At 32.8% G+C, this 22,626-nt stretch carries 27 protein-coding genes and 2 pseudogenes; 4 read left to right on the forward strand and 25 right to left on the reverse strand.

The window, feature by feature from the left end; all coding sequences use genetic code 11:
* Window positions 1-239: 239 nt before the first annotated feature.
* From yjeM to JCM14822_RS14815, 7 genes and pseudogenes are all read right to left on the reverse strand, one after another.
* A complete protein-coding gene (gene yjeM, locus JCM14822_RS14790) occupies window positions 240-1,652 on the reverse strand; it encodes a glutamate/gamma-aminobutyrate family transporter YjeM (protein ID WP_330377573.1) in 1,413 nt (470 codons plus the stop codon).
* Window positions 1,640-1,774 carry a hypothetical protein gene (locus JCM14822_RS24055; protein WP_330377574.1) on the reverse strand — a complete coding sequence of 45 codons (135 nt, stop codon included), beginning with the start codon at window positions 1,772-1,774 and terminating at the stop codon, window positions 1,640-1,642. Before JCM14822_RS24055 ends, yjeM begins: the two co-directional genes overlap by 13 nt.
* A 306-nt stretch (window positions 1,775-2,080) precedes the next feature.
* Window positions 2,081-2,873: pseudogene (locus tag JCM14822_RS25410) on the reverse strand (hypothetical protein).
* A 416-nt stretch (window positions 2,874-3,289) separates the two neighbouring features.
* Window positions 3,290-4,645 carry a 23S rRNA (uracil(1939)-C(5))-methyltransferase RlmD gene (rlmD, locus tag JCM14822_RS14800; RefSeq protein ID WP_054743129.1) on the reverse strand — a complete coding sequence of 452 codons (1,356 nt, stop codon included), beginning with the start codon at window positions 4,643-4,645 and terminating at the stop codon, window positions 3,290-3,292.
* Window positions 4,646-5,754: 1,109 nt separating this feature from the next.
* Entirely contained in the window at window positions 5,755-5,970 is a 216-nt protein-coding gene (locus JCM14822_RS14805; RefSeq protein WP_054743130.1) for a hypothetical protein, read from the reverse strand.
* A gap of 210 nt (window positions 5,971-6,180) precedes the next feature.
* Window positions 6,181-6,378: a hypothetical protein gene (locus tag JCM14822_RS14810; protein ID WP_054743131.1), complete on the reverse strand. Its 198-nt coding sequence runs from the start codon at window positions 6,376-6,378 to the stop codon at window positions 6,181-6,183.
* A gap of 76 nt (window positions 6,379-6,454) precedes the next feature.
* Complete coding sequence (locus JCM14822_RS14815; protein ID WP_157047805.1) at window positions 6,455-6,772, reverse strand: hypothetical protein; 318 nt, start codon at window positions 6,770-6,772, stop codon at window positions 6,455-6,457.
* A 179-nt stretch (window positions 6,773-6,951) separates the two neighbouring features.
* Here JCM14822_RS14815 and JCM14822_RS14820 point away from each other — a divergent pair, with 179 nt between their 5' ends.
* Window positions 6,952-7,521, forward strand: a complete 570-nt coding sequence (locus tag JCM14822_RS14820) for a GNAT family N-acetyltransferase (RefSeq protein WP_054743133.1) — start codon at window positions 6,952-6,954, stop codon at window positions 7,519-7,521.
* Window positions 7,522-7,599: 78 nt separating this feature from the next.
* Here JCM14822_RS14820 and JCM14822_RS14825 read toward each other — a convergent pair whose 3' ends face one another.
* A complete protein-coding gene (locus JCM14822_RS14825; RefSeq protein ID WP_054743134.1) occupies window positions 7,600-8,373 on the reverse strand; it encodes a GNAT family N-acetyltransferase in 774 nt (257 codons plus the stop codon).
* A 183-nt stretch (window positions 8,374-8,556) separates the two neighbouring features.
* Between JCM14822_RS14825 and JCM14822_RS21170 the strand changes: the two genes are divergently transcribed.
* Window positions 8,557-8,958 carry a hypothetical protein gene (locus JCM14822_RS21170; RefSeq protein ID WP_174888020.1) on the forward strand — a complete coding sequence of 134 codons (402 nt, stop codon included), beginning with the start codon at window positions 8,557-8,559 and terminating at the stop codon, window positions 8,956-8,958.
* A 75-nt stretch (window positions 8,959-9,033) separates the two neighbouring features.
* Here the strand turns inward: JCM14822_RS21170 and JCM14822_RS14830 are convergent, their stop codons facing one another.
* The 4 genes from JCM14822_RS14830 to JCM14822_RS23215 form a co-directional block, all read right to left on the reverse strand.
* Window positions 9,034-9,867 carry a hypothetical protein gene (locus JCM14822_RS14830; RefSeq protein ID WP_054743135.1) on the reverse strand — a complete coding sequence of 278 codons (834 nt, stop codon included), beginning with the start codon at window positions 9,865-9,867 and terminating at the stop codon, window positions 9,034-9,036.
* Window positions 9,868-9,888: 21 nt separating this feature from the next.
* On the reverse strand, window positions 9,889-10,245 hold the full coding sequence (locus tag JCM14822_RS14835) for a zinc ribbon domain-containing protein (protein ID WP_054743136.1): 357 nt from the start codon (window positions 10,243-10,245) through the stop codon (window positions 9,889-9,891).
* A gap of 87 nt (window positions 10,246-10,332) precedes the next feature.
* Window positions 10,333-10,731, reverse strand: coding sequence for an AraC family transcriptional regulator (locus JCM14822_RS14840; RefSeq protein ID WP_306307355.1), 399 nt, complete (start codon window positions 10,729-10,731; stop codon window positions 10,333-10,335).
* Complete coding sequence (locus tag JCM14822_RS23215; protein WP_306307356.1) at window positions 10,698-10,820, reverse strand: hypothetical protein; 123 nt, start codon at window positions 10,818-10,820, stop codon at window positions 10,698-10,700. The genes JCM14822_RS14840 and JCM14822_RS23215 overlap by 34 nt, the downstream gene beginning before the upstream one ends.
* A 138-nt stretch (window positions 10,821-10,958) precedes the next feature.
* Here JCM14822_RS23215 and JCM14822_RS14845 point away from each other — a divergent pair, with 138 nt between their 5' ends.
* Both JCM14822_RS14845 and JCM14822_RS21010 read left to right on the forward strand, forming a co-directional pair.
* Window positions 10,959-11,147 (forward strand): type 2 periplasmic-binding domain-containing protein, encoded by a 189-nt coding sequence (locus JCM14822_RS14845; protein ID WP_157047806.1) that lies wholly within the window; start codon window positions 10,959-10,961, stop codon window positions 11,145-11,147.
* 273 nt (window positions 11,148-11,420) lie between these two features.
* A complete protein-coding gene (locus tag JCM14822_RS21010) occupies window positions 11,421-12,119 on the forward strand; it encodes a hypothetical protein (protein WP_172674835.1) in 699 nt (232 codons plus the stop codon).
* On the opposite strand, the gene JCM14822_RS14855 is transcribed toward JCM14822_RS21010, so the two are convergent.
* From JCM14822_RS14855 to JCM14822_RS22025, 13 genes and pseudogenes are all read right to left on the reverse strand, one after another.
* On the reverse strand, window positions 12,093-12,881 hold the full coding sequence (locus tag JCM14822_RS14855; RefSeq protein WP_054743139.1) for an SGNH/GDSL hydrolase family protein: 789 nt from the start codon (window positions 12,879-12,881) through the stop codon (window positions 12,093-12,095). The genes JCM14822_RS21010 and JCM14822_RS14855 overlap by 27 nt on opposite strands.
* A gap of 95 nt (window positions 12,882-12,976) precedes the next feature.
* Window positions 12,977-13,747: a hypothetical protein gene (locus JCM14822_RS14860; protein WP_054743140.1), complete on the reverse strand. Its 771-nt coding sequence runs from the start codon at window positions 13,745-13,747 to the stop codon at window positions 12,977-12,979.
* A gap of 141 nt (window positions 13,748-13,888) precedes the next feature.
* The gene (locus JCM14822_RS14865; protein WP_054743141.1) at window positions 13,889-14,401 is read right to left on the reverse strand and encodes a 2'-5' RNA ligase family protein; all 513 of its coding nucleotides are present in this window, start codon (window positions 14,399-14,401) and stop codon (window positions 13,889-13,891) included.
* A 185-nt stretch (window positions 14,402-14,586) separates the two neighbouring features.
* Window positions 14,587-14,775 (reverse strand): hypothetical protein, encoded by a 189-nt coding sequence (locus JCM14822_RS14870; protein WP_157047808.1) that lies wholly within the window; start codon window positions 14,773-14,775, stop codon window positions 14,587-14,589.
* A 22-nt stretch (window positions 14,776-14,797) separates the two neighbouring features.
* A pseudogene (locus JCM14822_RS25160) lies at window positions 14,798-15,020 on the reverse strand (TfoX/Sxy family DNA transformation protein).
* A 156-nt stretch (window positions 15,021-15,176) separates the two neighbouring features.
* Complete coding sequence (locus JCM14822_RS14880) at window positions 15,177-18,221, reverse strand: X2-like carbohydrate binding domain-containing protein (RefSeq protein WP_054743143.1); 3,045 nt, start codon at window positions 18,219-18,221, stop codon at window positions 15,177-15,179.
* 146 nt (window positions 18,222-18,367) lie between these two features.
* Window positions 18,368-18,787 (reverse strand): serine O-acetyltransferase, encoded by a 420-nt coding sequence (locus JCM14822_RS14885; RefSeq protein WP_242861520.1) that lies wholly within the window; start codon window positions 18,785-18,787, stop codon window positions 18,368-18,370.
* 533 nt (window positions 18,788-19,320) lie between these two features.
* Window positions 19,321-20,181 (reverse strand): alpha/beta hydrolase, encoded by an 861-nt coding sequence (locus JCM14822_RS14890; RefSeq protein WP_054743144.1) that lies wholly within the window; start codon window positions 20,179-20,181, stop codon window positions 19,321-19,323.
* A 211-nt stretch (window positions 20,182-20,392) separates the two neighbouring features.
* Window positions 20,393-20,668: a hypothetical protein gene (locus tag JCM14822_RS14895; RefSeq protein ID WP_054743145.1), complete on the reverse strand. Its 276-nt coding sequence runs from the start codon at window positions 20,666-20,668 to the stop codon at window positions 20,393-20,395.
* 241 nt (window positions 20,669-20,909) lie between these two features.
* A complete protein-coding gene (locus JCM14822_RS14900) occupies window positions 20,910-21,212 on the reverse strand; it encodes an acyl-CoA thioesterase (protein WP_083461492.1) in 303 nt (100 codons plus the stop codon).
* A gap of 5 nt (window positions 21,213-21,217) precedes the next feature.
* A complete protein-coding gene (locus JCM14822_RS22710; protein ID WP_278287233.1) occupies window positions 21,218-21,346 on the reverse strand; it encodes a hypothetical protein in 129 nt (42 codons plus the stop codon).
* A 281-nt stretch (window positions 21,347-21,627) separates the two neighbouring features.
* Window positions 21,628-22,119 (reverse strand): phosphatidylserine decarboxylase, encoded by a 492-nt coding sequence (locus JCM14822_RS22020; protein WP_242861521.1) that lies wholly within the window; start codon window positions 22,117-22,119, stop codon window positions 21,628-21,630.
* On the reverse strand, window positions 22,013-22,450 hold the full coding sequence (locus tag JCM14822_RS22025) for a phosphatidylserine decarboxylase (protein ID WP_242861522.1): 438 nt from the start codon (window positions 22,448-22,450) through the stop codon (window positions 22,013-22,015). The genes JCM14822_RS22020 and JCM14822_RS22025 overlap by 107 nt, the downstream gene beginning before the upstream one ends.
* Window positions 22,451-22,626: the final 176 nt, after the last annotated feature.

The following is a 22,626-nucleotide window of genomic DNA, read 5'->3' on the forward strand; positions in this document are numbered from 1 at the left end:
TTTAAAAAAGCAGTAACTTTCAATTATAGGGTAGCATAAAAATAGGTATTTATCAATTTTTTAGACACAATAAGTATTCTGTCTATTTGCCATGCTTAAAATTATACATTTAGATAGAATTTAAGCTATAAAAAAGGTCATCTACTAATATTTAACTATTCGTAGATGACCTTTTTATATAATATCACTTAACTAAATGACATTGCCTTAATAAGTTAACTTATTGAGGGGTAGTTTGCTTATGCTTCAACTCTTTCTGTATTTACTTTAAAATCTTCATTGTTTCTAAGATAATTCTTTTCATAACGTAAATATAATAAATACGCGATTAAAGCAAAGAGTAATGGTCCACCACCTGCAAAAATAGTATCTGATAATTTACCATTCATAGCAGGTTCAATGATAGAAAAGATGTTTGCCATACCAACTACCACTGTTACAACAATTGTAGCAACGAGTGCACCTGTAGAAGTTTTATAAATTTCAAAAGGCTTTTTGATACTTTCTTTTTTCTTAAAGAAAATAAAAGCAATTGATAAGAACATATAAGGAATTGTCATAGCCACATTAGTCATTGTAACAAGTTTATTGAAGAATGCTGATGCATTATCTCCTCCAAATGACACTAAAAGAATCAATACTGCAACAATGCCACCTTGTACCATCATAGCATTAAAAGGCATCCCATCTTTTATTTCAACAAGCTTCTCTGGAAGTAAATGTTTTGGACATCCTTCGATGAGTTGTTTAAGTGGTGAATAGATTAATGTAAAGAAAGCACCTGTTAATGCACAGAACATTGATAAACCTGTTATTCTTGCAAAAATACGTCCCATAAGAAGTGCCGCTTCATCTGCCAAGCCAAATGCATTTCCTAAACTATAACCTAAATGATTCATCGTAACATAAGTAACATTAGCTGTATTAACTGTATCAGATGCAAGAATCTCAGACCAGTTTGTAAAACAACCAATTGAGAAAATACCTACTGAGTAACCAATTGAAATAATAATTGCTGATATCGCTACTCCTTTAGGGAAAGTCTTCTCTGCATTATGAGTTTGGTCAACTAATCCACCTACAGCTTCAATTCCACCAAATGCAAAAATAGCATAAGTAAAGAATGAAAGTACAGAAATAAATGATACATAATTTGGATTAGGCGAAGCTAAAAAATGGCTTCTTTCTTCTATGATAGGTTGTGCAAACTGACCACCCTTCATAAATAGAACTACAAATCCACCACCTATTAAAAGTACATTTAAGAGCATAATCGCACTCCCACCAATAGAAGTTACCTTTTGAATCGCGCTAACCCCTTTTGAAGATACAAAAGTAACTACGATAATTAATAACACACCTAAAATTCCAAGAACTTGTGTACTATTAAGTCCCCAAATGCCTAATGAACCTGTACGGTCTTCTCCAAATATTGCATTTGAAAGTGGGATCCAGATTGTTGATGAAACATTCACTTGCCAAACAAGATATGATGCATACCACATAAATGTTCCAATAAATGCATATTTAGTTCCTACAGCAGATTCCATCCATGAGAAAATACCACCCTTTTCTTGCTTATAAGCTGCACCATATTCTGCCATCATAAACGCATAAGGTAAAAAGAATGCAATCGCACCTAGATATACCATGGAATGGCACTATATCCCATTAAGAAGAATGCGCGAGGCATATTCCCAAAACCATATACAGATGTAAAAATCATCAGTACTAGCGAAGTTAAAGTCAATTTTTTGCTTGTTTGTCTAGACATATAATTTCCTCCTAAATTCTAAAAGTAATACATATAAATACGTACTTGATTTATGTAATTTATCATTTAATAACCGCTATAGCTCTAATAGCTTTTGCTTATAAAATCTAATATATCATCACCAAGCAATATTTTATGTTAACAAGTCTTCATTAAATATGATAAACTACTTTTATCAATTTAGCAAAACATTTCCTAATATTTTTATGAATTTATATAACTAACTCAAACTTCGCACATAGATTCTATGTATACACCTTGAAAATTCAATAACTGGTGGTTATTCAGTTGTCAATGGTCGTTGGATTACACTGCTCGCAATTTTGTTTTCAAGACCGCTGGTAGTGCATCCATAAATGGATGCTACCAATTCATCGATTTTTTCATCAGATATATCAATCTGATCAACAATCAGTATTCTAAACATTTGGAGCATCATTTGAAAAGCCTGTATCCATGTGATATCAGCCATTTCATCAGAAAAGTATAAAAAGAGTTCTCCCATAAATCGAAAATCGTTTGTTTCTCGATTTTCAAGTGAAAGCATCATATATCTTGTAAAAACAATTGCAATATGAGCAGTCATTGCATCATAGAATATAGATCTACATTCTTTGCTTAGATTAATAGAACGCTATTAACAGGAAGGACAGTGCCTTCCATCTGACCAACCTAAAGTCAGCATGTGAAATCCAACTTATAACAACGCTTTGCATGATTATACGTTTTTGCAAGAAGTTCCACTTTATTTGAACGATTGCATTCAAACATGGAATCATCAATAATCAATACATTTGCACGATTCTCAGAATCAAGTGGAACAATAGCGTCTTTGATGATTCGTGTAGAAAGAATTGTTGTGCAACAAATCCAGTTGACTTAGAGCATTTTCATAAATCAATACACCGTATCCTTCCCAAAATCAGGAGTGTCTTTTCCAATCAAAAGATTCATATACATGCTTCTATTAGAAAAGATCAAAAGAAACAAATACTGAAAGATAAGAGTTGATGAAATACCTTTTTTCTTATACGCATTAGTAGCTTTTAATGCAGAATAAAGATGAAATCGGGAAAATTTTTCTAATAGATTTTGAAATCTGTTTATCATTTTAGTTGTCTTGTGTTATACTTTTATATATAGCATGAGCCTCCGGTTAGATGATTGTTTTAGCAACTCAATTATATCAAAACCATATGGTTTCATGCTATTTTTATGCCCGTTATTATTGAATTTTCAAGGTGCATATACACTTATTCAAGTGCGAAGTTTGAGTCAATAATAATAAGTAGCCTAATTCATTTTATCCTTAATCAAAATATAAAACGGAGTACATACTTTTTTTAAAGTCTCTTGTCTATCAATCCCTAGCATGCTTTTGTGTAAATATTCTGAATTATTAACATTCGTTATCTCCCCTATCATGAGGGAACATATTTAGGCCTAAAAAGTACCTAAAAACACATTAAAAGGCTTAGAGCAACTAATCGCTCCAAGCCTTGATATAACTAGATTTTATTTAGACAGCTTCACTACCGTCTCAACGTGAGGAGTCTGAGGGAACATGTCAACACACATTACTTTATCTACGCTATAGCCTGCTTCTTGTAAGATTGGTAAGTCTCTTACAAGTGATGTTGGTTTACATGAGATGTAAAGTAATTCTTTAGCACCGAAGTTGATGATTTTGGGGATTGCTTTTGGATGTATCCCATCTCTTGGTGGATCAAGTACGATAATATCTGGTGAATCTATTAATTTATCTACTTCTACAAGTACATCACCAGCGATGAATTCGCAGTTATCAAGACCATTGAAAGCTGCATTTTCTTTAGCTTTTTCAATAGCTTCAGCTACGATTTCAATACCGTATACTTTTTGTGCACGTGTTGCCATGATTTGTGTAATTGTACCTGTCCCACAGTAAAGGTCAAATACAGTTTTATTGTTCATATCATCAATTAAATCAAGGGCGTTTTTGTAAAGTACTTCTGCCCCTAATGTATTTGTTTGGAAGAATGAAAATGGTGAAATTTTGAATTGTAATCCTAAAATTTCTTCACGGATTGTATCTGTCCCATCTAAAATCATTACTTTTTCTGGTTTAATCGCATCTGCTAAGTTATCTGTGTAAGTATGGATAATCCCTGCAATTTTCCCATTAAGCTCTAAACCTTTAAGTTCTTCTACTAAATTTTCAAATGTATGATCCATTTGTGTAGATGTTACAATGTTAATTAAGATTTCTCCAAATGTTTTTGAACGTCTTATAACAAGGTAACGCATGAACCCTGTGTGCTGTAATTTTTTATAATATGGTAAGTTGTTTGCTTTACAGTACTCTAAAACGTGTACTAAGATTTTACTGAAGTCTTCATCTACAAGTTTACAGCCATCTACTGTAAGAATATCGTAAGTACTGTTTTTACGATGCATCCCAAGTGTCATTGGACCATCTTTTACTTCATCCCCAAAGCTGAATTCCATTTTATTACGGTAACCGTAACTTTCTGGACTGCCAATGACTCCAAGATCTTCATAACCTGTGATTTTAGCATTTTCAAGTAATTCTTTTACTTGGTCATGTTTTAATTTGATTTGCTCTTCATAAACAAGTTGTTGTGATGTACAACCACCGCATCTACCGAAGTATTCACATGGTGCATCAATGAAGTATGCTGGTGTTTCTAATACTTCAAGAAGCTGCGCTTCCCAATTTCCTTTTTTTCTTTTATGAAGTCTTGCACGAACTTTTTGTCCTTTGAAAGTTCCTGTTACAAAAATTGGTTCTTTATCTAAATAGAGTACTCCCTTATTCGGAAATACGGCATGTTCAATCACGCCTTCTACAATTTGTTTTCTTTTAGGCATTTTTATGCTCCTTCATTGTAAATTACTGTCTCTTTATCAAGAAATATTGTTACATATTCACTAGAGTTTTGCAAGCCTTTTAACGATTCTCCTTGCTTTACCTATGTCTAACATTTTACCTTGATAAAAATTATTGCACTATTGTATAATATTCGTCAGCTGCCCACAGAACACTACATTACGTTTGTCAAATCATCAAACCAATTATATGTAAACAGCAGCGTCAAACCTTTCGTTTAGAAACATTACTTGATAGTTATTTTGAAATCTTAAATGAAGATCTTGAAGCTATTAAACCTAGTGTCACCAACAATAAAGGAACTATACTTAATATTAATTAGTTTAGGTAGTTTATGCTTTGTAAGTGATATGGTATTAGCTGCTGGTACACTGATAGCATGTCATGTTTATTACGCCAAAATCTTAATGAAAAAAGTGGCCATTAGGCCAATGTCATTAAGTTAAACTTAAGACATTATTCAAAGCAAGGATATTTGATTACAATAGTTTCAAATATCCTTGCTTTACTTTTTGTATTTCGATTTATCATTATTTTATGGCACAACAAATAGACAGATTGCTCATCTGTCTAAAAAATATATAATTATGTATGGTTACGCTACTCGACATAGAAAACTAACTGTTGCTTAAGTTTTGACTTTCCGAGAGTCTCGACGTCTATCTAGGTCTTACTGGTAATGTATACTTTTCGATAAGCTTAATCACATCTAGTGGACTTATTTGTCGTTTCTTTCGTAGGTATTCCCTGCAAATATAAATGGCAATAGTAAAGTTCACCTGTTTTGTTTTATTGGATACATCACTTTGCTCAATAACATACATAGTAATTAGTTCACAATAGTTATATAGCGTTAATCTAGGAAAAATTTCTTGTTTTATATAGTCCACTTTTTTAGCGTGGAAACTTGTTAATCCAATGGCATACTTTAATTCTCTAAAGGATATTTCAATTTCTCATCTTAAATGATATATTTCTTTGAGCTTTTCTGATGGAAATCTAAATCTATCAAGATTTGTAACTACTAATTCATAGGAATCCTCAGATATCTTAAATCTTGCAATACTCAGATTGCTTCCATCACAAGCAATCAACCGGTATCCATCATATAACTTAGTTGAATGTTGACTTTTGCCATTGTAGATCCACCTGAATTCATAGTAATCCCAATCAAAGTTCTAAAATCAATCTTTCTATTTCTAGTAAAATCTACACTAGGGTTTCTAAGAAAAAGCGAAGGATTATCAGCTAAATCCGATATCACATTTTCTAAGGATAAAGTTAAGTTATTAATATAATCTGACATACTATTTCCTCCTTGTAATCAAGATATTTCTTAATTACAAGGGCCGCTTTCGCTATCAAAGATTTGGATAGCAAAAGCGGCCACACATTATGAGCTATATGTCAAGAATTTTTTACAAAATAAAAAGACCCTTATATTATTTCTGATATAAAGGTCTTAAATCGTCATCTTAACTTAATGACATTGTCCATTAGGCCACTTTTTTTATGATTAATTGTTTTCTTCTTTTTCATTTTCTGCTGCTTCAGCTGCTTTTTTAGCTTCCTCAGCTTTTGATTTTTGAATAAAGCTTCCTAATTCTAAAATAGCTTCATCCCATGTTTTTAAATGTTTTTTTGTTCTTGATCTGACATATTGTGCCTCCTTTACTTCTTGTATTAGAATACTACAAGCTTCTAGAGGGTGCAATATGTTCTTTATATGCTGACATACTGGATAAAAATAAAAATTTTTTACAACTCTTCTATATATAAGTATTTTGTCTTTATATATCTAATAATTTCTCTATGAGCTCTAATGTCTCTATTTCAAGTGCTGTATTAAATCCGTCTGCTTTCAAAGCTTGTAATTTATCTTGTACTTCATAAAGTCCCCAGAAAAATTCCCATTGCTTTTTGCCTTCTTGATATTGTTTCACAACTTCAGCTTTTTCTACCTTAGCTTGTTCCAATGTAATGTAGTCTGCATCATATTGTCTATACAGACCTCTTGCAGCAATATAGTAACATTGCTCATGCATTGCTAAACCATCTGGCATAATTCCATTACCTTTTGCAAGTCGATCAAGTTCCTTAATGTCCACCGTATTGCCTCCATTTTTATCAGTATTAAATATTTTTTCATTTCTTAGTATACCATAATATCGATTTTCATTACACATTTTACATAAACTTTGTAAGGCATTTGCTTGTATTGACACCCTCTTAAGTTCATTATATGCTTAATCTATGATACGTTACTTTACTACTAAGGAGATTAGATATGTCCCAAATAAAATTATTAAATACAGAGGAAATTACATGCCTTTATAATACACATATGAAAATTGACTTTCCACCAGATGAACTTAAACCATTAGAAATCATCTTAAGTCTTATTCAAAAAGGTGTATATGAATGTCTCGGATTATTTGAAGCAAAGACACTCAAAGCTTATGCCTTCATTGCACGTGAAAAAGATGGGCAGATTTATTTACTAGACTACTTAGCTGTATGTGAGATTTATCGAAATCAAGGCTATGGTAGCCACTTTTTAGCCCTCCTTAAAACATATTATCCAAATGCACAAGGACTTATTATTGAGGTTGAAAGTTTACGTACAGCTCATGATACAAAAGATTTTCAGATGCGTACAAGGCGCCTTAATTTTTATAAGCGCAATGGCCTTATGCAAACAGACGTAACAACTAACTGCTTTAATGTAGAATTTACAATTCTCTATCTACCAATTACGTGCCCTTATGAACATGAATTCATTTATAAACATTTAGCCTGTATTTACAAAACCATCTTTCCTGCTCACCTTTATGAGGCTAATGTTCGTTTTTTATAATATATAAAAAGTTTTATAGCATATTAAAAAATCCCATAATAAGCCTTAGACTTATTATGGATTTTTATTCAATAAATTTTATAAAGTTACGGCATAGGCCACATATTCATGACTATATACATAACCTAATTTCTCTGCAAGTCCTACAGATTTTAAATTAGCGGCATCCCAACTTGGATAAAGGCCTCTTTCTAAACATGTTAAAATAAGTTTTGCCCCGCAAGCTGTAGCAAGTCCTTTTTGTCTAAAGGCTTCTTTTGTATAAATCTCAATTTCAATCCCACCTTTATACACTGTATAAGATGAAGCTCCACATACTGGTTCTCCTTTATAACACACCATAAACCCTAAACCCCTTTGGGCATAATCATCCCAATCTACAAAATGATCACAAAAGCCTCTTGACCACTGTTCTTGCTTACTTGCTTCATAATAATGTGCATCAATTGGTACAATCGTATAATCTGTTGGTAAAGCTTTTATAAACCCTTTTAATTTCTCACAGTCAAAATGCTCTTGATGCTTTTTAAATGCATAGCGTATAATACGCATGGCTTTTTCACCATATACTTCTTTTATATGTCTGCACCAAGCTTCATTTTGTGGCACTAAAATTATATTGGGCTTATAATAGCGAGTTGGTAAATAAGTTGTAAGTGCCTTAGCCTCTTTAGAATCCGCATCTCCTAGTAAGAACCCAAAGTCTGCAATCACAATCTTAACCGCACTTTCGCCTTCATCACAGCAAGCTTCCCCCATAGAACCATCTAAACATGACCAAATAAGGGTTTCTTCAATCTGTTCACATAAGCCTTCGATTTTATACATTTCCTCTTTTGCAATACGTTTCATTAACTTCCCCCTCGTTAATATAATATTCTCTCGGAATCTCTAAGCCAATAAAATCAAGGCTTTTAGATTCCTTTTTTATTAAAATCTCCCACTTTTACCAATAAACACTTGACATTAACCTCAAAAAATACAGCGCTACACGCCCTTGCTGATAAGCATATTTTTGTTCCGGCCACACCGGTGATGTTTATTGATTGGAGGCGATTTTTTGTTACCTATTATTTCAGGCGGTCATTCCGCCTATCAAACTTTGTTCTTGAAAATCTTTGTAAATACTATCCTGATTCTATTCCTCGTTCTACTTGGGAGATCATTGGTCGCTTTTGGAAGCTTGATCTATCCTTTACTGATGAATTTTTGAAAGATAAATACTCTAAATTCGGTCCTAAGCCACGTATCCCTTCTTGCATGCAACACTCTTATCTTTTATCCATTGCTTTTAAGGTTACTTCAATAACTGCTTGGGCTACTCAGCTTAAGCTCAATCCTTTATACTCCATTTTAAGTGGTTTCCAAGTCGATGATACTCCTGGTGTTGGTACATTTTATGACTTTTTTAAACGTTTATGGGATTTAGCTGAATAGTATTTACTTTTCAATGTTCAGTGCCAACTAACTGTTGGCATGATCACTCAAAATTCCGAGAGATCATATATATTTTTAAATTCTTTCTAATGTAAAAATACCCATATGATATATAATTCCCTGCTGCTTAGCAAAAGGCCACTCCATTTGTGTAAATCCCAAAAGGTCGACTTCCTGCCTAGCCACACGCTGTTTAAAATCTATAACGCCTTGTACTGCACCTTGTACCGCACCATGACGTCCGACTCTTTCTATTTCATATCCTATAATTAATCGGCACTGAGTACCTATAAGTAAAGCCTGATTAAAACGTTTTACTACATCTGTATTCATCATCATTATTCTTTGACGTACACTATTTTCTTCTTGACCTAGTGTTTGTAAAATGCTTTGCCAAATCCAATCTAACATAGAAATCAGCTGACTATGAATCCCTATTACAACTGTATTCGCATAGAGCTTAAATTGAAGAGGTACTGATATAATCTTTGCCTCTAATCTTTCTAATGCATCTAGTGCAACTTGACTTAGCTCTGATAAAGAAGTTGCTAATCCCTTTTCGCGGACTTTAGACACTAAAATATCTGCAAACTGACGATAATCATCAGAACTAATCCCTACAAAGTCAGCTACTTCTAAAATAATACGGCTTTCATTTTGAAGTCCTTGATATTTAATTCCTGCTTTCATAGCCTCTAAATCCATATCCACAAGAATCACCTTTTCAAAATGTGCAAGTAATGTTTTTAAATCCACATCATTACAACGCCCTGCTCCAAATAATGCAATTTCTTTTTTATTTTCACAATGTACAACAATATATTCTGTTACTCCACTGCGATAGTCTGCCCACTTTTCCCATGCGCCCTCAATCACTTGTAGTTTTAATAATTGGTCATATATATTCATCTTAAACTCCTTTTGGCCTATTTATACACGACGATTTTTGCCACAATAAGGACAATACTCAAAATCACTTTGTAACATACTGCCACAATGTTTACATATACGACTTTCTTCTTCCTTATGACTAAAATACATTGTTTCTAAGTCAACTTGTCCTGCAAGAATATGCATAGCTACTTGCTCTGAAATTTCAACTTGTGCACCACAACTATGCTTTAAATAATATTTCACATGCCATTTAAAAAGTGGTATAAAAAATAATCTAAAGCACTCATAGGCTTTAATTAGCTCAATTTCGCCCATTTGCTCACATGTATGGCATTTATTAGGCTTCTTTAATAACACCCTGAGCATAGGTACAATATCCATTATAAAAATCATGTATTTTACTCCTTATGTGCTTCTTTATACTTTCCTATTATAAAAGAATTATACCCCTATCAAAAGTCATTTAGCTTATATACTGTTTTATGCCCCTTGCTGCTTATAATTTTTTAATAGGAAAAATAAATAGAGCTGCCCCTCTTCCTCTGGGCATATATAATCATATACAGCACCTACTAATTGAAGCTTCTGCTCTTTAATATAGTTTAACCCGATTTCAAAAGCTTTCATCATATTGCTTTCTACTTTTACATAAACATATTCATAAGCTGGAGATGTCCATTTTACCCAGCCTTCTGGTGTTACTGCATTATCTTCTACTTCTACCCCTGCTAAATAAAGCCCTTTTGAAAAATTCTCTTCCCAAGGTTTAAAACTTCTTGTAAAATCACTCATAAGTCCCCAAATTCCCACTGGTGTCCCTACTTCATTTTTCTTAGCAAATTCTGCTACTTCATTAAAGTTACCATTGGCTTCTTGCATAAAGCTTCTATGAAATCAGGACTATCATTGGTAGATCCCTCTTTACCAATAACAGAAAAAGCTCCTTTTGTACAATGTCTAATTTCCATTTTTCATCACCTCATATATCTTTATATAATATTAACACTATTCATTCTTTTTAACCATCATTTTTTGTAGTATAGCTGATGTAATATACTTTGACCAGAAAACTTTTTAAAAGCTCTTCAAGAATTAAAAATAATACAATGAAAGCACTTATTACACCACCTATTGATTTAAGCATTTTACAAGATGCGCCTTTTATCTGTACTACAGAAGGTGAATATAATGTAGATCTTATCCGTCAAATTTGTGAAACGGCAAACTTTAGTCCCCATATACTTTTAGAAGTTAAAACCCTAGAAACAGCTTTTCCCTTATTTTATCTGGTCTAGGTCTTTCTTTCATACCAGACACTAGAATAAATACCACACTCTACGAACATCAAATCGCCTTAGTTTCAAGACACAATGGCTATTTTTCTAAAATTGCCTTAGAATATAATCTACTTCTTAAAAATCTGATTAGTATTGGAACATGGAGGATTACAAATGACCATTAGAGAAAATTAGGAAATAAAGCTTATGAAAAACTATTAGCTGCTACCCTTTATAATAGAGGCAGCATCCAATGTACTTGCTAGGCTTAAAGGAAATCTCCCTATACATATGGTAACTTTGGGCGGCTCCATTACAGAGGGCCTTACTCAAACCCATGCTGTTGAAAATCTATATGGCCATCTCATAAGAAATTTTCTAATGTATAACCTTTATAACACACCACAAAACATTAACTTCTTAAATTTAGGCATTATCTGTAGTTATCCTTTATTAGGACTTTTTCTTACCGAAAGCCATATTAGACCTTTTAAACCTGATTTTATCATTGTTAAGTTTGTCCTTAATGAATCCATTGCAATTCTAGACAAGCAAAAAAGCAACACAAAGCTTCCTCTCTCTTTGTGTTGCTTTAAACACATAACATTTTTAGATGTTCATAAACTTAAGCAAATTAGTCAAATCAACTTAACACTTGTCCATATCTCACATCCTCTTTTTCAAGTAGCACTTGCACCAACTCATTTAACTGATTGTTCTGAATACTACCTTGATTTTTCACTAGAATGTCATATACTCACTATTTTATTCTTACAAGATCAATCTCCTACTTTTGCAACAGTTACCGTCTGCGTAGATGACTTAGAAACTTGCTATTTACAGGGGTATTCTCAGTTTGTAAATCATTATCCTTGTCCTATGAGCGTCATTGCTGATTCAAATCCTAAGTTGCATAGGATTACACTTAGAATAACAGATACAGATGTATCTAAAGAGTTTTATTTACTTGGTATTGCTTATTGCAAGTAACCTACCATCCATAACTGTTTCAATATAAGATGTCAATTTACGTGCTGCCTTTTCATGTGTCTTTTCTGTTGGATGATAATCTGTACCCCAACCATCATTATAAGCTTGTACAGCAAACTTCATACTTGTAACCTTTTCATCCCCTGTTTGAGCTACATATTTTTCTACTGCTTCTTTCACACATGGATATAAATCATCACCCATGATCCCTAAAGTACAAAAGATTGTAGCATCTGGATTCTTTTCACGTACCATTTTAATAAAGTCTACGTAGCCTTCTGTAAATTCAGCTTGTTTACTTGCGTCATTACCACAATAACTTGAATCATTTGTGCCTAAATTAATTACGATAACTTCTGGTTGTACTTCAAAACTCCAAGGTACTGTTGCTACTTCTAATTCACTATTGAAATAACCATATGAAAAACCTATTTTATCATAATAAGGTGCTACTAATTGATTTGTATTTTTTTGTCCTGAAGTATAACCAGAAATGATGCCATACCCACTATAACTTACAAAGTTGTAATCTGCATCTAAGTTTTGAGCTGTTTTATAAGCATAAGTCTTAGTTGCATTTTCTGTAGCTGTTGTAAAGCCGCCACCTACACCTTCATGATCTACACCATAACCACATGTAATAGAATCTCCAATGAATTCAATGCGATGGGCTTTAGCTTCTGTTGGCTTAATAGATGCTGTTGAAGTCACATCAAGTGAAGCAATCCCAAATGTTGAATTAGCTGATTCAGAAAGTTTCACAATACGTACAGTTGCCTTTTGTATTGTATCACTATTTAAAATATCAATAGTCTGTTTTTCTTTTGTAATGATTTCATCTGCTACTAATTTATCATTTACAAAACGCCTACTCTAGCGTGACTCGTTTGCGCCCATGATGTAGTTGCCACATTATCCCCTAAAATAGTTACACTTGCTTTTGTGCCTTCAACTGTGTATTCTACGCCAGAAGCAGATTCTGCAAGCCATAAAGCATCTTTATAGTAATAAGATCTACCAAGTATCTTTACATTTTCAGCTGTTGCTTCAAAGTGACGTTCTTGTAAATCTTTTACATCCCCTACTAGTGTTATCACTGGTTCTTTTTGTTCTTCTTCTGAGTCTTGTTTTTGTTCCTCTTTTATAACTGAATCAATGGCATCTGCCCCATCTTTATAAACTAAAGAAGAAACAGTAATAGGCTCTGAAATAGAAAGTACATAAAGTTTATCAAGAGCTGCAAAATTTGTGCCATAAACAGTTGACATTGCTGCATAATCAAATTTTGCATAATATGTATCTTTATCTAAAATCCCTTCTTCGCTTGGTTCCACAGTTTCCCAACCTGCACCACCAGACCAACTTTGAAGTACAAGCTGCACATCACTTTGATCACCTGTATAAGTTAAATAAAAATACCCATCTTCCTGAATAACACTACCATCGAATGTGCCACCATTTTTAACAGTGTTTGTTGCTAATGCAAATTGCCATCTTCCTATATCTTCTTTTCCCTCAAAAACAGTAATGTTACTTGCGCAAAGTGGCATTGAACCTAAACCGAAAATTGTACTACTGGCCATTGTCATAGCAAGAGCCAATACTTTAAATTTTGACATAGCTTTCATTTAATCACTCCTATTTTTTAGAATTTTCTTTTCCTTATAGTTATATCTTAGCATTAGCTTACCCTATAAACAAATAGTTATATCCATATACATCCTATAATCCGCAACTTATAAGAAGCTTATTTCATTAAAAAACTTTTTTCATAAGTTATAGGCGATTTCAACGAATGTTGTATCGTCCTCATTATGTTCAATGACATAAACCGTCTCAATGCGTGCTACAAAGTTATTTTGTAACCTTTTCACGTCTTCATAAGCACCATCTAGTGTTTCTTTATTAGGTAACTTCCCTAATGTCATATGTGGAATATAAGGTAGTGAGCTTTTAAACTCTCTTAAAAGGCCATCGTATAAGATGTTATTTAGCTCAAAAATCTCTTCTCGTCCTCTAATAATATTTAAAAACAAATAGTTTTCAAAAGCATTACTTGCCATAGAAATTCCTTTTAACTCTAGTTCAAAAGGTTCAATGCGGCTTAAAAGTTTTTTAATCCAGTTTTCTAATTCTCTTGTACTAAATGTACTGTTAAAAGGTGCAACTAAAGTAATATGGGCATTTATAGCATGCGCTAATGGGTCGTATTTTTCTCTAATATTCTCCACCATTTCTAAGCCTCTAAACTGCGGTATTAACACAATGCTTCTTCGTTTCATGACCAATCCCCCTGTATCTTTCAAATATTATATTTATCTATTTGTACCCTTATTTTAAAAATATCTTATTTCCTTAATTGTACTCTTTTTGTTAATTTTTAACAACAAAAAAGACTCGTCCTTTTTTGACAAGTCTCCTTTATAATACATTTCTATATTCCTATTTTTTACAATGTTAAACTAAATTATTGTAACTTTGCTACAACCTCTTCATTTTCTTCTTTTAAGGGATGCCCTATATTATAGGCTTCTCCTTGAAAACGGTATAAATCTTTACATATGGCCACATGCCTATTCACTTCTATTTCTTGCACCTTTTGAGACTTTGCATAAATTACAATATAAAAAGCCTCATCTGTATAATATATGTCCACCACACGTAAGGAATGTCTATTTTCAACTATTGTCGCTAATGAAAGCTGTCTTCTTAATTCCTTCTATAGCACCCTCTATAGCATATAAACGATGAATACATGCAGAATCATATATAGCTTTAATCTTTAAGCCAAACAGCTTTGCTTCCTAATTCTTTAAGTGTTTCATATGATGTAATGCCTATTGCATTTAATTGTTCTTCTACTACTTTACCGATATTCGATATTTTTTCAAATTCTCCCATCTTATATCTCTTTTGATCTGCTTCTTACATATTTTTAGCTTATTTTAATTATAAGCATTTTTATTTTTATATTAATTCTAAATATTCTATTTTATAATTAACAAAAAACACCTTTACCATACACTTTGGTATGATAAAGGTGTTTTTTATTTTAAACTATCTTGGCATTGAACCACTTACTAATTTACCATCATAGAATACAGCAACTTTAGTTGCATCATTATATGAGAAGTCATTGCTTTGATCCATGCTAGACCAGTTATTATTTGCTGTACGTGTTGCCATTTCCATTTTACCTAAGTTATTAAGTTTATTCTCTGAATCAAATGTAAATTCAATATAGCTATTTGCTGTTTCTGTAGCTGTATCCATTTTTACAATTTCACTTGTGATATTGTTTGTGATGGCTACATACCAAGGTGCACATGAATATTGGAGAGATGCATTATCAATCCAACATGTTTGACCGATTGTTAAATCTTCTGCTGTGAAGTAATAACGAATAACAAGTTTTGATAAATCAAATTCACTCTCATCAGTTACTTGTAATTTGAAAGTATTATTTAAGATACTTGCAACTTCTGTACCACCTGATACTAACTCAACTTGAATTGCACCTTCTGCTACAGGTACATTTTCTTCAACAACCATTTGTACTTCTACTGGATCTCCTGCACTAAATTCAAAGCCAAGCACATAGCTACCATCTTCTAAACTCATAAGATAGCTTGCTGATAATGTAATACCTGTTTCTGTTACAGCATAATTGTCATCAGCTAAAACTATCCCATTAAGTTTAACAGCTTTTAATGTATTACCATTAAGTGTAATTGCAAGTTCTACATCAGCAGGTGTTTCACCACTTTCTGAATCTGCATATTTATCAAAAGTTACTTTTGTAGGTGTAACTTCTGAGTTTTTCTCAACTGAGTTTGTTACTTTTACTTCAAGAACTGCATTTTCACCTTCATTAAATACAAATGTTAAGGCACATTTACCTCTTGCTAATGTATCTAAATATGTACTATTGAAAATCACTTCATCATCTACTACTGTATAATCTTCGCCTTCTACTAATGTCGTTTCCTCATTTAAAATAGCTATTAATGTATTACCTTTTAAATTCATTGTAACTTTAACATCTGCGGCTTCTGCTTTATCAAATACAGTGCTTGCTGAGATTACTTCTGAATTTTGAATTGTATTTGTTACTGCAATTGTAAGCATACGACTAACACCTGCGCCAAATACAAATGTTAAGTTTGTTCTACCTACTTCTAATCCCATTAAATAGTCTTCTGTAAATACAACTTCATCATCTACTACTGTATAATCTTTACCTTCTACTAATGTTGTTTCCCCATTTACAATAGCTGCTAATGTATTGCCATTTAATGTCATAGCTACTTTTACTTCGCTTGGTGTTTTCTTTTCAAATGTAGCAGTTGATGGTGCAATCATTGCATTTGATACACTACCGATAGGTGATGTATCACCAATTGCAATATTGATTACTGGACTTACACCTGCATTATAAGCTAATGTTAATTGTGCTCTACCTTTTTCAAGTGTTGCTACATAAGATTTTGAAACTGTTAACGTATTATCTACAAGTGTATAATCTACACCTTCAATTAAAGCTTCATTGCCATTTTTAACAGCTACAAGCTCATTATCTTTTGGATCTAATGTAAATGTTAAATCAGCTTGTTTGCTTGGATTTTTATCAAAAACAACTGCTGTTGGTGCCACTGAAGCTGATAACTTTGATTCTGGTCCATAAATACCTAATTCAAAGATTGAATAACCCCATGTGTAACCAAATTTTTGTGTACAATATACTCTTACATAACGTGTAGATTCATCTACTGCGATTTCTTCTACGCCGCCTTTACCATTATATGTTCTATAAGCTTCTTTCCAAGTTTTTGCATCATCTGATACTTGGATTTGATATTGTGTTGCGTAAGCTGCTTCCCAATTAATTAGCACTTTATCAATATCTTTTTTCTCACCTAAGTCTACGCATACCCAATCTGTTTGTGAATTTGAATCAGATGCCCATCTTGAATCCATATTGCCATCTGTTACATTTTCACCTGCATATAGTACGCTTTCTTTACTTGAATAAGTTACGACTTTGCCTTGAGCAAGGTTACCTGCTGGTAATGGCTCAGATGGCTTACTTGCTGGAAGTCCTGTGAGCATTGAAGCTGGTTTAACAGCAAGATTTGCAAGGGCATATTCATCTTCAAATACCATTTCTTTTGCCCAGTCTTGCATCGTATCAAACATACCATCTGTAGTCATATCAAGGAATGTTTGAGGATTGTTACCTGGTCCCCATGACCAAATTAAATAACCAATTTCATATTTTGCGCAGTATTCCATAATTGTTTTATAAGGAATTTGTCCTTGACTTGTTTCTTCCCATTGATTTGCGAATTCACCAACAACAAGTGGTAATTCCATATCTTTAGTTTCTGTAAGTTCATCAATAACTTCTTGTTTTGTATGTCCATACATATAAGGCCACCATAAGTGAGCTGAGAACATTAAGTTATGATCTGGATCAGCTTCTAAAATAGTTGGTCCACATGCTTGAAGTTTATTAATGTCTTGTCCCCAAGAACTACCATCAATTAATAATGGTACATGAATATCTGCTTCACGCATTCTTGTTACAGCTTTTGTATATTCTTTTGTAAATGTGGCATCAGAGATACTCCCATCTCCTACTTCATTACCAATATTAATGAGTAGGTACTCTTGATGCTTCTTAATCACTGCAACTGTAGCTGGATCTACCCACCAGTCTACTAAACTTTGTAATTGACTCATGTTACCTGTAGCATCATGAAGTTCAACAATAGGAATCATATGTTCAGCACGACAATTTGTAATAGCTTTATCTAATTCTTCAGCTGTACCGTCTTTCATTGTCCATACGATTCTAACGCAGTTTGCGCCTGTTTTGGCAATTTCAGAAAAGGCTGGATCCCCATCCTTATCCATCCAAACAACCATTTTATTGATTCCATATAAAATAGTCTTTTCACCTTGTGAGTCATAAAGGAATCTTCCTTCAACTCTAAAGCCAGGATGTGTGCTATCTGTTGCTGCAAATAAATTAGTACTACTACCTACAATAACAGATAAAAACAGCACGAAAAACATACCTAAAAAATTCTGTTTTTTCATTGTACATCTCTCCCCTTATAGATTTTCTTGCAACATATATCATACCCTTTTCTATAGAGTGCTACAATAAAAGGCACCTAACATGTTGTAATTAGATGCCTCTTGTGAGATATTATGTACTTATCTGTCATATTCTTTTATTTTCATTAATTTTTATGACACCACTTATTTTTAATGTAGCGCCCCGGATGATTATAATTAATAACCTTTGCATAGTTACCTACAGCCGTGGCATTTTCTGGGATATCCTTAGTCACCACGCTACCTGCACCAATAGTAACATTGCTACCTATTTTAACATCTTCTACAATGCATACACTAGGCCCCACATAAACATTATCTCCTATTGTTGCCGCTTGCCCTTCATTAGCCCCAATTGTTGTAAATTGAGATAAATTACAGTTATCCCCTATAACCGCCGTCTCATTAATAATCACGGGGCCATTGTGGGCAATATATAAACCATAGCCAATTTGTGCTTGTGGACTAATTTGCAGATAACGTTTTCCTTGAAGACGATGCCAAATATAACCTATACCTTTTATAATACCCTGTGCATGACACATACGTAACGCCATTTGATAGCGAAATATTCTATTGGTAAAAAAGCTTTCAAGAATGTTAGCTTTTTAGTATTACCATAATAACGATATAAATCACTTTGTATATATTCTTTAATATCTGTTTTCATTTCTATATCTCCCCTTTTATCTATTCTTCTTTTCTAATAATAATCCTGTTATTTTCTTGTTCATAATACGCTCCCTTGTTTTAATCGACTATACAATACTTCTTTTCCTTTTTGAGATACTGGAATGACCGTTAATATTTGATTGTCCATTTAAACTGCATACCCCTGATTAATAAATTTATATAAAATACTATAGCCCACAAAGTACCTATTTCCTACATTTCTTTCATTCTTGTTTTCATCTTATTAAAAGTAATCTAGTATTATGTTCTTATGGCATTTTTATGTTATTAAAATTTTCAAACCCTTAAGTATTATTGTATCATATTCTTCTTTCTAAATAACACTATAAAAGTGCCATGAAATCACTTTAGATTTCATGGCACTTGCTTATTAATTATTCATTTTTTATTTTGTATATTTATCAGCGTGGAATATTGCCCCTACAAAATTATTGATACCGCTACGTATAGCTATTGAATTATGATCAGCACCACCCACTGTATACCAAATATGATTGGTGTTATTACGCTCTAAAATCTTATGATAAGATTCAGGAAATCCGCCTACAACCTCATCACTTGTACCACAGCAAATCATCAGTGCATATGGCATAGCATTTTGATTAGCAATTCTTAATTCATTTTCTGAAAGTTGTCCTTTATGAATCATATTGCTATCTCTACTTGGTGTAACACCTGGTGCTGGCGCAATGGCCATTACATATCCAAAAAGATCAGGCCTTGTAATACCTATGTAAAGTATCTCACGTCCACCCATTGAAAAGCCTGCAATAGCTGTATTTTCTCTACCTGTTAAAACTGAATACTTGCTCTCTATATGTGGCATTAAATCATTTACAAGATCATTTATAAAATTATCATACCCTGCTACCCCTGCATCAGAAAATGAAGGTGGTTGACCATTTGTACATGCATACATATTAGGGAATACTACTATCATTTCTTTTGCAGTACCTTCACTAATTTGATTACCTACTATTTCTTTAATGGCATTAGCACCCTCTGTCATAGAAAATTCATCGCCGAAGATTCCATGTAATATATATAATACAGGGTATTTCTTTGAAGGATTATAATTAGCTGGTAATAAAACGTTATAGCCACGCTCTGAATGTGTTGTATTTGAATAATAATTTTGATGTGACATTGTACCATACGCTACATTCTTTTTAGCTTCTGCATGTGATGCAGGACAGTATTCTTCTATTTTAATATTTTTCATATATGCATCTGATATTTCTTTCATAGATTGCCCCCCTTGCTCTGGCGTTTGACTTGGTTTTGTTCCCTGATTTTCTCCAGGTTTTGTCTCTTGAGCTTCCCCACTACTGTTAGGTGCTCCCCCATACTAATTACCCCTTCATATAGGCTGTTACTTTTTTATTTTCAGCATAATCATTAGCATATGCATTAAACGAATAATCATTTGCTTGATTGAATGCACTCCAATCAGTCTTTCAAACACGCATATTTACAAGTATATTTTGACCAACTGCTAAATCGCCAGCTGCTTTAGTAAATCCAATTTCTATGTGACGTCCTTCTGCCCCATCTACAAATCGACTTATTCCATTATTTGTAACTTGCAAATCAAAACTAATATTATTACTTTCAGCTTTTGTCATATTATATTCTTTAATCATGATATTTCGGTTTGCAAAAACTAAAGATATTGGCATACATAATAGTGCACTTAATACAAATGCAAAAACCTTACAATTTCTCTTTTTCATAAAAATCACCATTATTTTATGTATTTTTTATATGCCTTCATTATATTACGACCTTTTTCTTATTTCAATAAATTTTTAATTTTATTTTATATAATCATAAATTATTTTAGTTTTAAGATTACTTCTTGTATTTAATACAAAAAAGCGATACAAAATATTCTCAAATACACTCTGTACTTAATCCATATTTTCTATCGCTTTTATCTTAATCTTATATGCTTTAATAGCTATATGTCAGACATTAAGCCTCTTTATATGTTTCTTTTTTTAAAGCCTGCTTTATTTGATCTGTAATAACAGCTGGTACTGGTCTTGATTTGCCATTTTCATCAACCCCTACACCTGTAAACATACCTTCTGCTGCTAATGTTAGTTCACCATTTGTAATATCTTCTATATAAACTTTAGCCATCACTTGCATTGAACTGCGCCCTGTTGCAACTAATTCTGTAATACATTTAATAATACTATTAGCTGGAATAGGTTTAATAAAATGTATCTCATTAGCCGCTGCTGTCACTGCGTCTCCTGCTGCATGACGTATAAAAGTTAAGCCGCTGTATCATCCATTAATTTCATAATTTCGCCGCCATGCATATTACCCATATTATTAAGGTGTTCTGGTAATACAAATTTTACTATTTCTACTCTTGATGCTAAATAACTTTTCGCCTTCATTCCTTACCCTCATTATATTATTATTTCATGTGTTTGCTTAAAACATATGCTATCTATTTTACATGTTTTATTACACTTCTATTATACACCTTAATGCCTGTAAATTGCTATTGCCAATTCCATCTAATATCTTTTTATATTGACTTCTCCTTTTTACTTAGACTGCCATAGCCATAAGATTTCAAGCATAAATTCATCTTTACCTTCCGTAATTTCGCATGTTCATGAAAAAGGCTTGGGTAAATAATCATCTCCACCTGTTCTCTGTTCATTTTCTCTCCTTATGATACTAAAACACCTACCGCATCACCTAAACAAACTCTTGTTTCTTTACCTTCTTTAGTATTTTTCATAATTTCATCAAAGACTTCTACACGTTCTTTTTCAATCAGTACAATAATAGTTGAACCACCGAATTCAAAATATCCTTTTTCTTCACCTTTAAATACTTCTTTTGAATAGTTGTGATTATGGATTTTGCCTACCATTAAAGCACCTACTTCCATTTGTACTACATCACCTAATTGTTCTGACTGAATCACTGTATATGCTCTGCTGTTTTCTACAAAAACTGGCCTAGATGTATAAGCAATAGGACGTACACAATGAAGCTTCCCTGCAATATACTCTGTTTTGCTAATATGCCCATCACAGATATAAGCATATCTATGATAATCTTGAGGTGTTAAACGAAAAATAAGACATAAGCCCTCCCATATACTTCTTAGAAAGCTCACTATCTTGTAATAGTGTTTGTATATTGTATTCCACATTTTTAATATGGTAGTTTTGATTTCCATCTATTGAATAAACACTTAAATGTCCATCACAAGGACTCATTAAGGTTTTAGCATCTAGTTTCATTACATTTTTGATTCTTTTTCTTGTAAAAAAGTCATTAAATGATATATATTTTCTTTGCTCATATTCACTTAGGTCAATCTGATGTTTCTTTACAAATCTTGGTACAATCCATCTCGAAAGCGATGTTTCTAATACTTTTCCACCTAATTTTGAAATAGAAGGATGCACTAAAAGCTTTAATATACTCCTTCCAGCTTTTGTACCATATAAAAAACGTATAGTCAAAGTTTCATTTTTCATTATATAACACCTCCCATAATTAAGATGCAAAATTCTACTTTGAAATGAATTCTAAAAATCATGCTATCTTCATTCTGATTGGCCAACCAGTGCTTAATAACATTCTATCTAAACAAGTCCATGAAGCCTTGAAACAACGCATTATTATTAGTTATAACTTTGAAGGCATTAGCCAA

The organism is Cellulosilyticum ruminicola JCM 14822 (assembly GCF_001311925.1).
GTDB classification, from domain to species: Bacteria; Bacillota; Clostridia; order Lachnospirales; family Cellulosilyticaceae; genus Cellulosilyticum; species Cellulosilyticum ruminicola.